Origin of the sequence: uncultured Dokdonia sp. (genome assembly GCF_937910895.1) — a bacterium.
Classification (GTDB): domain Bacteria; phylum Bacteroidota; class Bacteroidia; order Flavobacteriales; family Flavobacteriaceae; genus Dokdonia.
In genome coordinates this window covers 26,667-39,597 of sequence record NZ_CALEMI010000124.1, presented here as the reverse complement: position 1 = coordinate 39,597, position 12,931 = coordinate 26,667, and the positions used below count along the sequence as shown (strand labels likewise).

At 38.0% G+C, this 12,931-nt stretch carries 11 protein-coding genes; all 11 read left to right on the top strand.

Annotated features, from left to right (window positions below; translation table 11 throughout):
• Positions 1–961: HAD-IC family P-type ATPase (locus Q0505_RS14740; RefSeq protein ID WP_299214338.1), on the top strand; the 961-nt coding region annotated here is incomplete at its 5' end.
• A gap of 17 nt (positions 962–978) precedes the next feature.
• A complete protein-coding gene (locus Q0505_RS14735) occupies positions 979–1,470 on the top strand; it encodes a DUF305 domain-containing protein (RefSeq protein ID WP_299214335.1) in 492 nt (163 codons plus the stop codon).
• A gap of 4 nt (positions 1,471–1,474) precedes the next feature.
• Positions 1,475–3,205: an efflux RND transporter periplasmic adaptor subunit gene (locus tag Q0505_RS14730; RefSeq protein ID WP_299214332.1), complete on the top strand. Its 1,731-nt coding sequence runs from the start codon at positions 1,475–1,477 to the stop codon at positions 3,203–3,205.
• Between the two features lie 2 nt (positions 3,206–3,207).
• A complete protein-coding gene (locus Q0505_RS14725) occupies positions 3,208–4,107 on the top strand; it encodes a DUF4365 domain-containing protein (protein WP_299214329.1) in 900 nt (299 codons plus the stop codon).
• A gap of 14 nt (positions 4,108–4,121) precedes the next feature.
• Entirely contained in the window at positions 4,122–5,273 is a 1,152-nt protein-coding gene (locus tag Q0505_RS14720) for a hypothetical protein (protein ID WP_299214326.1), read from the top strand.
• Between the two features lie 114 nt (positions 5,274–5,387).
• A complete protein-coding gene (locus Q0505_RS14715) occupies positions 5,388–5,720 on the top strand; it encodes a hypothetical protein (protein ID WP_299214323.1) in 333 nt (110 codons plus the stop codon).
• A gap of 120 nt (positions 5,721–5,840) precedes the next feature.
• Positions 5,841–10,262 carry a CusA/CzcA family heavy metal efflux RND transporter gene (locus tag Q0505_RS14710; protein ID WP_299214320.1) on the top strand — a complete coding sequence of 1,474 codons (4,422 nt, stop codon included), beginning with the start codon at positions 5,841–5,843 and terminating at the stop codon, positions 10,260–10,262.
• A gap of 4 nt (positions 10,263–10,266) precedes the next feature.
• On the top strand, positions 10,267–11,460 hold the full coding sequence (locus Q0505_RS14705) for an efflux RND transporter periplasmic adaptor subunit (protein ID WP_299214318.1): 1,194 nt from the start codon (positions 10,267–10,269) through the stop codon (positions 11,458–11,460).
• A gap of 5 nt (positions 11,461–11,465) precedes the next feature.
• Positions 11,466–12,107, top strand: a complete 642-nt coding sequence (locus Q0505_RS14700) for a cation transporter (RefSeq protein ID WP_299214315.1) — start codon at positions 11,466–11,468, stop codon at positions 12,105–12,107.
• Positions 12,100–12,513, top strand: coding sequence for a transcriptional repressor (locus tag Q0505_RS14695; RefSeq protein WP_299214312.1), 414 nt, complete (start codon positions 12,100–12,102; stop codon positions 12,511–12,513). Before Q0505_RS14700 ends, Q0505_RS14695 begins: the two co-directional genes overlap by 8 nt.
• Positions 12,514–12,573: 60 nt before the next feature.
• Positions 12,574–12,930, top strand: a complete 357-nt coding sequence (locus tag Q0505_RS14690; protein ID WP_299214309.1) for an STAS/SEC14 domain-containing protein — start codon at positions 12,574–12,576, stop codon at positions 12,928–12,930.
• Position 12,931: the final 1 nt, after the last annotated feature.

The following is a 12,931-nucleotide window of genomic DNA, read 5'->3' as shown; positions in this document are numbered from 1 at the left end:
AAAAAAGGAATGTCCGCAGAAAATTTTTGACAATGTATTTTTAAATATTGAGTATCATATTAGAGAGCTTGGGCATGGAGATGTAACAGTAAACAAAAAAATGAAAATTCTAACTAGAATTTTTTACGACATACTTCTGAAAATAAATAAGCGTCAATTAGAAGGCTTTGAGTCAAATATTGAAATTTTAAAAACGGAAAACTTCAGTGCCGTTACAGGTAAAGGGGTAGAAGGAATCGTAAAAGGCAAAACACTCGCATTAGGAAATGCCAAAATGATGGAACAGGCGAATGCCACGCTTACCGAAGTTATGGAAAACGAAGCGCAATCCTATCAAAAACAAGGTAAGACGGTTTCCTATCTCGCGATCGATAGTAAGGTTACTGGATATGTGGTCATAGGTGACAAAATAAAAGAAACGAGCGCAAAAGCCATAAAGGATTTGCAGAATAAGGGAATTGCAGTCATAATGCTTACGGGCGACAATCACGACACCGCCAAAGCTGTTGCAGATGAACTGAACCTTGCAGATTTTCAAGCAAGTATGCTACCAGAAAATAAGTTGCAGGAAGTCGAGAAACTACAAGAGCAAGGTAAAGTGGTTGCAATGGCAGGTGATGGTATTAATGATGCACCTGCATTGGCTAAAAGCGATGTAGGTATCGCAATGGGCACGGGAACGGATGTTGCTATCGAGAGTGCTGCCATTACCTTGGTTAAAGGGGATTTGCACGGCATTGTAAAGGCACGCAATCTTAGTCACGTAGTAATGCGCAATATTAAGCAAAACCTCTTTTTTGCACTTATTTATAACACATTAGGAATACCGATTGCGGCAGGACTGCTGTACCCCTTTTTCGGAATACTCTTATCCCCAATGATTGCGGCTTTGGCAATGAGCTTCAGTTCTGTCTCTGTTATTGCCAACGCCCTTAGATTACGGACGAAGTCAATTTATTAATTATAAAACCAAAAATTATGAATGCAAACAATCACACAAATTCAGGAAAATCAAAAAATCATTACACGCGCTTTGTAGCGATGCTGGCTTGCTCTTTTGTAGCAATGTACATCACAATGTATTTAAATACTTATGAATGGGACCACGTATGGTTTAGTCTTACACGATTCTATATGGTATGTCTTGGTATTGCTGCGATGTCCATCATAATGTTTGTGGCAATGCGTGGTATGTACCAAAATAAAAAGAAAAATTTAGCCATAGTCTTGGGAAGTATCGTTCTCTTTGTAGGTGCATTGGGGCTGGTACGTGACCAAAAGTCAACCGTAGGCGACGTACTTTGGATGAAGGCAATGATACCACATCATTCAATTGCCATTTTAACAAGCGAACGTGCCGACATTAAAGACCCAGAAGTCAAAAAATTGGCTAAAGATATCATCAAAGCACAACGCAAGGAAATTGCCGAAATGAAGGCGATGATTGAGCGTTTAGAAAACGAAAAATAAGATTATGAATAAGAACATTTTATATATAGCAATAGCCGTAATCATAGGTTTGGGCGCAGGCTGGCTCATTTTTGGAAATGGGTCGAGTGATTCAAATAAGAATATGTCTGAAATGTCAGAACACGACCATTCTGGCGAAACCGAAAACCAAATGTGGACGTGTTCAATGCATCCACAGATAATGCAACCCGAAGCTGGCGATTGCCCTATATGTGGGATGGACTTAATTCCTGCCGAATCGAGTGCTGAAGGTCTTGCTGCAAACGAGATTAAAATGACCGAAAACGCAATGGCGTTGGCAAATATCCAAACTACCATTATAGGTAATGCAGAAACAAGCGATGATGATGGGATGATATCCCTTTCGGGAAAAATTGCGCAAAATGAAGAAAACAATACCGTGCAAGCCAGTTATTTTAAGGGAAGGATTGAGCGACTTAATGTTAATTATGACGGTCAGCAAGTAAACCGTGGTCAATTATTGGCAACTATCTACGCACCAGACCTTGTAGCGGCACAGCAAGAATTAATTACCGCAGCATCGCTTAAAACATCGCAACCAGCTTTATACAAAGCGGTGCGCAATAAACTCAAAAACTGGAAACTTTCGGACTCACAAATTAATGCCATAGAAGAAAGTGGAACGGTGCGAGAAAACTTCCCTATTTATGCAACTGTTTCGGGAACTGTTTCAGAAGTAATGGCTGCGCAGGGCGATTATGTAAATCAAGGACAGCCTATTGTGAAATTGAGCAATCTTAATTCAGTCTGGGCAGAATTTGATAGCTATGAAAATCAGATAGCACAATTTAAGGTTGGACAAAAAATCAATATTACGACCAATGCCTATCCCAATAAGGAATTTGAAGGAACTATCTCTTTCATCGACCCTATGCTTAACAATGCCACACGTACAGTAACGGTGCGTGCAACCTTAAAAAATCGAGACGACCTATTTAAGCCAGGAATGTTTGTGACAGGTAAGGTAAAAGGTGCAACACAAACTATGGAAAACACCCTTTCTGTTCCCGCAAGTGCTGTACTGTGGACGGGCGAGCGTTCATTGGTATATATAAAAACAAATCCAAACGAGCCTGTATTTGAAATGCGTGAAGTGACCTTGGGAAATCGCTCTGGCGAGAATTACCAAGTAACGGCTGGACTGGATAATGGCGATGAAATAGTAACCAATGGAACATTTACAGTAGATGCAGCTGCGCAACTGCAAGGTAAAAAATCAATGATGAATCAGCAATTGATGCAGGATGAATCAGCTATGATGGGCGATATGGAAATGAGTTTCAGTAATAGCTTTAGTACTGAATTCAATAAAGTATTACCATCATATCTTAAAATGAAAGATGCTCTTGTGGCAAGCGATGCTGGTCAGGTTTCCGCTTTCGCGAAAGCGACATCAAAAAAATTAAAGGAAACTTCTACAAACGATTTAGGTAAAATGGAAAAGCAACACTATATGAAAAGTATTGAGATGTTGGATGCTATTGCCACCAATGAAAATCTGGAAAACCAGCGCGCTCACTTTGTAATCCTAAACGAAAATATCGTGCCTATTGCTATGAACATAGAAAACTCAACAAATTACTATGTCCAAAAATGCCCAATGGCAAACAACAATAAAGGGGCGGTTTGGTTGAGTACAGAAGAAGAAATAAAGAATCCATATTACGGCGATGCGATGTTGACTTGTGGTAGTGTGATTAATGAGATAAAGTAAGTATGGATTATCCAGAAAGAATTCCCAACCATATTAAAGAAACTACATCGTACAAGATTTTTGCAAATCATATTCCTGACAGCTGGATAATTAGAGATGTAACTGAGAGAGATTATGGAGTGGACTGTTATGTGGAAATGGTAAACGAAAAGAACCAACTAATTGGAGATTTGGCCTGTGTTCAGTTAAAGTCAATGGAGACAATCAAATGGAATCTTGATGGAACATATTTATTTTCTAAGGCTAAAATATCAACATCAAACTATTGGAAGGGGATACCAGTACCTGTGTTTCTCTTTTTAACGGACAACGAGAAAGGTAGTGCCTATTTTTTATGTGTTAAAAATCATATAAGAAATCACTATTTAAAATTCGCAAAGCAAAAGTCCTTTACCTACCGATTTAGTCGAGGTTCAGATCTATTTGATATAAATTCTGGTCCGTCATTATTTAGGTTGAGATATTTATGGCAAGGTCGCAGGGAACGTTTTGAAACTGAAATGAAGATGTTTCTATCAAACTTACTGAATTATCAAAATTTTTTAGATGAGCATAATCACAGAGACTACCATCTTCCGATAGAATCCATAGAATTGATATTTTTTGAATCGATGTTCAAAAATTTTGAGTTTTTAGCAGATTATCTTCTAATTCAATCTAATGTTGGTACTCTAAAAGAGTTGAAAGCAAAAAGCAAAGAGACGTTTCCTAATGAAGATTACTATGAATTGTTCGAGCACGATTTAACACAAATAGGAGAGCCACTGAGAGAACTTTCTAAAGAAATAATAAAGTCGCTTAAGGCACTTGTTGACAGAGAAAATGAATATTGGATGCTAGTCAACTTAAATCTTTTTAACTATGTAAATAATCTCAATGAGGATGGAGACTATCGTTACTAACAACTACTGAGTATATGGAAGCTGCTGCTATAGAAATTGAACAACTATTTGAACAGGCTATTGAAATTAGTGAGTTCGATGTGGTACTCACGCTAATAAACTATAAGGGTGTTAGCTCGCAAAACCTTAATTCCAATTTGCTTGAGTTTTTTGATGCTATTCCTTTTTATACGAAGTTGTATAGAGAACTAGAAGGAAAGGAAAAAGCGAGAATGGGTTTGCAGCTATATTCAACATTTTTTGAAAATAGCGATTTCTATAATATGATAGGTAGTCTTTGCCGTATCACGCTTGGGTACAAAGGATCTTCTTACTTATTTTGGAAAACTCGTAAATACGAAAGACTATTAGGTATAGGGGAAAAGCAAGATTTCTTAATGGAACTACTTGCAGATTCTGATAAAGAAAATATTATTGATTTTTACGAATCAAATCATCACAAAGAAATACGTAATACTTTTTTCCACTCAGCATATTCTATAGAAGGTAGCGAGTATGTAATGCACGATTCTGACCCTATTACAATTGAAGGCGTTCAAAGAGCTTCTTTTGATTTGGAAACATTTTTCTATCCCAAGGTTGAGTCCGTAATTGCCGTTTTCGAAGCTTTCAAAACTAGCTATTGGAATTTATGGAACTCATATCAATCAGATAGAGAAGTTATCGGATATTTTCCTGTGCGCTCAAAGGTTACCATAATGGGTTCTGACCAAGGACTGAAAGGATTTAGGATTAAAGATTCAGTTAGTTTGTTTGGTAAACTACACGACTCTGGTATCTGGTATGATGAAAAGTACAAGTTTTGGTGTGGTCACAACATCCGTATGAATATGGCTCGTATCGAGGATATAGAAATAGACGACCAGCTAAAACGTTATGAGAATAAAGACGATATTGTAAAAAATGATATGGACTTTTTTAACCTTATTGATAAGATTGTAGAGAAACAAGATCCCAGAAACATACGTCGTGCAACAATATTACTTTTGAAATATGGAGATGTCAGAGTGGCCAAAATGAAAGCTGAAGAAAATCATTATAAAAAGAAAAGTTTCCCAAAAATGATATTACCTTATTATAGGCTTGCGTTAGAAATAGGAAGTCACGTATTTAGGGATGTGCAAGAATTTAAGAAAACAATTGCGGGCTTAGAAGCACAAGTTTAAAATCCCTTTGCAACTCAATTGCATCATTATTCTTTTATCTTTGTATAATTAATGAAAGCATTTTATTCTATATCAATGTCAATGTTATTCCTTTTTCAAGGAATAACGGCCAATATGGAAATATGTGAACAAATAGAGAAATTCTCACATTTTATTTCACATTATCAAATGCATAAAGAGTATGGTGGAGATACCTTTTATGAATATGTAGTAGAGGTAATTTTCAGTGATCAAGCCGATAATAAAGACCATCACGACGGCCCGCACGATGATAGTGCACCAGTACATTCACACCATCAATGCTGTCATCCTACAGTTTTTTTAACACCTTCTAACGCGTTAGCCTTAAAGCCACTTCTTTTTAAAGAAAGAGCGACATATTCACATTATTCTTTTCAATTTAATTCCAGATATCTGGAATCTCTTTTGCAGCCACCACGGGCATAATTCAGTTTTCATAGGATAACTATATCCTTTTTTGAAGTTTTCCTAATGGGAATGCTCAACTATGTTTTTGCTTTCGCGAAAACGCAAACTCGTTTTTTAACTGAATTAATACATTAATCTATGATTAACAGAATCATTGATTTTTCAATCAATAACAAATTTATCATTTGTCTTTTTACGTTGACTCTTATAGGAGTTGGCATTTGGTCAATGGCAACAGTAAACCTTGGGTCTGTACCAGATATTACAAATAATCAGGTGCAGGTCATCACGCAATCGCCTAATCTGGGAACGGAAGATATCGAACAGTTCGTGACGTATCCCGTAGAGCTATCTATGGGTAATTTACCAGGCGTTACCGAAATTAGATCCATTTCACGATTTGGGCTCTCTGTAGTAACCATCGTTTTTGAAGACGATATGGGAACCTATCTTCCTAGACAACTGGTAGGGGAAAAACTCAACGAACTTGGAGAATCTATTCCTGAAAAATTTGGAAGTCCATCTATGGGTCCTATTTCCACAGGATTAGGTCAAATTTATGAATACACAATTCAACCAAAAGAAGGTTTTGAAACCAAGTATTCGCCTATGGAACTGCGCACCGTGCAAGATTGGGTTATCAAAAGACAACTCACATTATTGGAAGGTGTGGTAGAAGTCAACTCTTATGGCGGTAGCATAAAACAATATGAAGTTGCTGTCGATCCAGAGAAGTTAAACAGTATGGGCATCAGCATTTCACAAGTGTATGAGGCTCTCGCAAAGAACAACGTAAATACTGGTGGCGCGTATATAGAGAAAAATAAAATGTCAAATTTTATAAGAGGCGAAGGTCTAATTCGCTCTTTGGAAGACATTAATGATATTTCCATTATTAATGAGGGCAACATTCCTATTACTATTGGAGATGTGGCAACACGCGTCCATTTTGGGAGTCAAGTACGTTATGGTGCTTTTACACAAGACGGTAAAGAAGCTGTGGGCGGTATGATAATGATGCTCAAGGGCTCTAATCCCAATGCAGTCATTCAAAATGTAAAGGATCGTATGGCAGAAATTGAAAAATCTCTGCCAGAAGGCCTGACTATCGCCCCAATAATTGATCGTAGTGAGCTTATTGCAAGAACCACCGATACGGTTAAAACCAATCTTCTCGAAGGTGCCTTGATTGTGATTTTTGCACTTGTCCTATTGTTGGGTAGTTTAAGAGGTGGAATTATAACTGCCACTACGATACCATTGTCCTTACTTTTTGCCTTTATTCTTATGAAGCAGTTTAATGTATGGGCAAACTTGATGAGTTTGGGAGCAATAGATTTTGGAATCATCATAGATGGTGCTGTGATTATTATTGAAGGAACGGTGTATGAAATCCAAAAAAGAATAAGGTCTGGTAAGCTAAAATTCAATCAAGGAGTGATGGATAAAGTTGCCTATGATGCCGGAAGCACGATGATGGGTTCTGCGTTCTTTGGACAGATTATTATTCTCATTGTTTTTACACCTATACTTTTTCTTACTGGTGTAGAAGGTAAAATGTTTAAACCTATGGCATACACCTTTGGGTTTGCAATGATAGGTGCCATCATTTTATGTCTTACCTATGTTCCTATGATGGCAGCACTTTTTATGAAACCAGTACAAAACACCAAAAATTCGTTTGGCAAATTTGAGCGCTGGCTCGAAAAGATAAGTGATAAAATCATAGGTGCTATTCATAGTGCGTATATGCCTTTATTAAAAGGTGCTCTTAAACTGAAGTTTATCGTTTTATCAGCTGCTGCCGTACTACTTGTTATAGCTGGTTTCATATTTTCTAATATGGGAGGAGAATTTGTACCACAGCTTGATGAAGGAGATTTAGCAATGCAGGCACTTATAAGACCAGGAAGTTCGCTAACAGAATCTATTGAAGTTTCCAAGAAAATAGAAACCATACTATTAGAAAGTTTTCCTGAAATCAAGACGGTAACTGCTCGTATAGGTGTTGCAGATATTCCTACAGATCCTATGCCTATGGATATTGCAGATATGTACATTATCCTTAATAAGGATATGGACGAGTGGACAACAGCTTCTACTAAAGAAGGTTTAATAGATGCTATAAGAGATAAACTGGATGATGAACTGGTAGGTGTAAATTTAGTTTTTACCCAACCAGTCGAATTGAGATTTAACGAGCTGTTAGAAGGCGTAAGAGAAGATATTGCTGTAAAGCTGTATGGCGAGGATTTAGAGATTTTATCAGAAAAGGTTCAGGAAATGGCAACTATTATACAGACCGTTCCTGGTGCTGGTGATGTGAGTGCAGAACGTACTGCTGGATTACCACAGATGACCGTAAAATATAGGCGTGATAAAATGGCGCAATACGGACTGAATATTCAAAAAGTAAATGATTACGTAAGTACCGCTTTTGCTGGCGGAACCGCTGGAGTCATCTTTGAGGGTGAAAAGCGATTTGATCTCGTGGTACGATTTGATGAAAGCCATAGAAAAAGTATTGATGACCTACGTAATATGTATATTGACCTTAAGGATGGTATTCAGGTGCCCATTATCGAAATAGCCGAGATTGAATATGTCCCTGGACCTATGCAAATCTCACGTGACAATACGTATAGAAGAACGTATGTAGGTGTAAATGCACGAGGCAGAGATGTAGAATCTGTCGTAAAGGATATTCAACAAAAACTGGATGATGAATTGGACTTACCATCAGGGTATTATATTACCTATGGTGGAGAGTTTGAAAACCTACAAAGCGCAAAGGATCGTTTAATAATCGTTGTGCCCATCGCCCTGTTTTTAATCTTAATACTGCTATACTTTGCATTAAAATCCTTTTCACAATCTTTAATGATTTACATCGCGATTCCCTTGGCAGCCATAGGTGGTGTATTTGCTTTATGGCTTCGCGGTATGCCATTTAGCATCTCGGCGGGTGTAGGATTTATAGTACTATTTGGTGTCGCAGTTCTTAACGGTTTGGTACTTATTAACCGATTTAATTCTCTTAAAGAAGAAGGCGTTATAAGCATAAAAGATAGAATATTTCAAGGGACTAAAGAACGTATTCGACCTATTATGCTCACGGCCACCACAGATATTTTTGGCTTTTTACCTATGGCATTTTCCACATCGGCTGGTGCAGAAGTGCAACAGCCGCTTGCGACGGTGGTTATAGGTGGTATGCTTACGGCAACGCTGCTTACATTAATCGTTCTTCCCGTACTTTATACATTTATAGAAAAGAGACGTGAGCGCAAAGATCTGAACAAGATTGGTTCTTTTAATTCGCAAGCGTTAACTACGATTTTGGTAGTTGGTTTTATGTTAGGTGGCACCGCTTTCGCGAAAGCGCAACAACCACAAGCACCTGTGCAAGACATTGTTGTACAGGACAACATCATACCCATCGCAATTTCACAAGCCATTGAAATTGCCAAAGAGAATTATCCTGTGCTGAAAGCGAGCCAACTCGAAATCGAAAGACAGAACGCACTTAAGGGCATTGCTTACGACTTCGGTAATACCCAAGTTTTTACTGGTGGCGAAGAGATTGCAGACGGTCAAGGCATTTATACCGTGATAGGCATTGGGCAACAGAATATTGATCTATTGGGCATAGGAGCCAAAAAACGTTTGCAACAACAACGTATCGAGTTGGCACAAACTGCATTTAACCTTTCTGGAATTCAGATAGAACTAGAAGTCAAAAGAGCGTGGTCAGAAACATTTCAAGCAAAAAAGAAGTTCTTTTTGTACCGTGAATTGGATAGCATTTATGGTCAATTTTCAAAATCTGTAGAACTCAATTACGAAGTCGAAGCTATTTCACGGTTGGAATATGCCGCCGCGCGTAATCAGGTCTTGCAAATCAATAACAAATTTCAGCAGGCAGAAATTGATTATTTCATCGCGTTACAAAAACTCAATCTTTGGTTAACACCAGAAACGATGTATACCGTAACTGATGATTTGGAAGCTACCGAAATTTCGATTTTGGATGCCGATGATACATTAGATGAACATCCTGATTTATTGCTTTCGCGAAAGCGTATAGATGAAGCACAAGCAAGCTACGACGCAGCTAGAGCAAACTTATTACCCAAGTTCAATCTGCAAGGTGGATTACAACGTGTAAATGGCGATAGTGGTTTTTATACCTATCAAGCTGGAATTTCCATTCCGTTATTTTCTGGTCCAGACCGCAGTCGTGCAAAGACTGCAAAACTGGATACACAGATAGTAGAAACAAATGCTACTTTCAAACAACGAGAGTTGCAATCACAATTCATACAGGCACGGCAAAATTTTACAAAGTGGCGAGACACCTGGTTTTTCTATAAAACCGAAGCGCTGCCACTTGCCATAGACCAGCGTAAAGGCGCATTGCTCGCTTACAAGGAAGGAGCGCTGGATTATGCCGCATTCACGCAAATCATACGCGATGCCATACAAACAGAAATAGATGCGCTGGACGCACTCGATAATTATTTAGATGTCTTGTTTGAATTACAATATTTTCAAAACTAAAAATATGAAAACGATAAAATATATACCTATTACAGCGATGCTATTAGCATTATTATTGACCAGTTGTGGCGACTCAAAAACTGCCAAAGATGAAACTAAAGAAAGTACACAAACTGAAGAAAGCCATACAGAAGGCGAAACTGAAGAAGTGATGCTCACAGCACAACAGTTTGAAGCCTTGCAGATGGAAATTGATACGCTCTCTCAACGCAGTATGAGCGGTTATGTAGAAGCAAACGGTACGTTGGAAGTGCCACCGCAAAATGAAGCAAATATTACAGCGCTTACGGGAGCAAATATTGCATCCATAGAGGTAATAGAGGGCGACCAAGTCAAAAAGAATCAAGCAGTTGCCTATCTATCTCATCCCAGTATTATACAGATACAGAGTGATTACCTAAATGCATACAGCAATAGTCGGTTTTTAAAACAAGAATATGAACGTCAAAAAAAGCTTTACGAAGCTGGCGTAGCATCTGGTATGAATTATCAAAAAGCCACGGCAGATTATCAAGCATCTACTGCAATGGTAAACGGGCTGGAAGCACAATTACGACAGTATAATATTAATGTGAGTGGCGTGCGCAATGGTACAATTTATCAGCGTGTTGCATTGCGCAGTCCTATTGCAGGTGTGGTAGAAAAAGTTTTCATAAAAACTGGTCAATACGTGGAGCCACAGACCAATCTAATGGAAATAGTAGATACAGACCACGTACACGCAGATTTGATGGTTTTTGAAAAGGATGTGGACAAAGTGAAGAAGGGACAAAAGGTACGGTTCAGCATTCAATCTCGACCAGGAAAAGAACTGGAAGCAAAGATTTATTCAGTCAGCCAGACTTTTGAGCAGGACCCAAAAGCAGTTCACGTTCACGCTGAAATCGAAAATAAAGAAGGTGGTCTTATCCCTGGAATGTATATTAAAGGTAAGATTGAAGTTGATAATGAGAAGACTACAGCATTTCCTGAAAGTGCTATAGTTACAGAAGCTGGAAAGAACTATGTATTTACAGCGCAAAGGGAAGACGATGCGTGGAGTTTTACACCAGTAGAGGTTACTAAAGGCGAGAAAGATGGCGAGTGGATTGCCATACGCTTTTTTGAAACTCCAGATCCTAATGCTCTTTTTGCATACAATAATGCCTATTACCTGATGGGAGAAATGAAAAAGGGAGAAACTGAACACGAACATTAATAACTATGGATAAGACAAGAAGAAATAATCTAAAACAAGCCAGAACGCTTCAAATCTGGAATGTTATTTATGATGTTATAGAAGTAGTTGTGTCACTCATAGCAGGAATCACGGCAAATAGTTCAGCCTTGATAGGTTGGGCTTTAGATAGCGTTATAGAAGTAATAAGTGCAGCAACATTGGGATGGCGATTACACGGCGAACTCAAAGGCATCGATGAAGAAAAAGTAAAGCGGAGACAAAAAATCACTTTGAACGTGATTGCAGTTTCATTTACGCTCATCTGCATTTTCATTTCCTACGACTCGATTACCAAACTTATCACTAAGGAAACTGCAAGCTGGAGTACTCTTGGACTTATTATACTATTGGTCTCGCTAGTCGTGAATCCTATTTTGATTTATTACAAGAGAAAGTACGGTAATAAGTTGGACAGTCCAGGCTTATTGGCAGATGCCAAGGATACCTTTATTTGTTTGTATCAGACTGTAGTTGTATTGATCGGATTGCTATTGGTCAACTGGCTGGGCTGGTGGTGGGCAGATCCCGTAGCAGCATTACTTATCGTCCCGTATGCAGCAAAAGAAGGTTGGGAAGCGTACAACAAGGCAAAAGATATTAATTATAACATCGCACAAAATGACTGAAATAGAAAAAACATTAAACGATCACGAAGTGCGTCCTACAGCTATGCGCATCTTAATTTACAAGCATCTAGCACAAAAAGATAATGCACAGGCATTATTGGACATAGAAACCGCTTTCGCGAAAGCGGAACGATCTACCATTTTTAGAACATTAAAGACTTTTGAAGAAAACGGTATTGTACACCAAATAGAAGATGGAACAGGAATCACAAAATACGCATTGTGTGAACCAGGTTGCAATTGCGAGATAGATCAAGATTTACACTTGCATTTTCATTGCAGTAATTGTGACGAAACTGTTTGCTTGACAGAACATAAAATACCACACATCAACCTACCTGATAAATATATTGCAGAAGATGTAAATCTTGTTGTGACAGGTATTTGTGAAAAGTGTAGTGGTTGACTTTGCACAACTGTTGCGCAATCATTTCATTAAATTTAACAAATTAAAAAAACTGATAAAATGATACAGATAATAAGTTCGGATAAGGAAAATGTAATTGCAGCTCGCATCACAAAAAAGGTTTCAAAAAACGATGTAGAAAAAATTCATACACTCATTTACGATATTATTGATAAAGGAATGAAAGCCCATTTCTATTTTGAATTGGTCGATTTTAAAGGCTATACCCTAAAGGGTTTTTGGGAAGATATAAAAGTAGATGCGGCTCATATTTCAGACTACGGAAAAATGGCTTTTGTAGGCGATAAAGATTGGCAAAAATGGGTAGCAAAAGCTACTGATTTCTTTACCAGTTCTGAAGTAAGATTTTTTGAACTAGAAAATAAAGATGATGCACAAGAATGGATTAATCTATAAG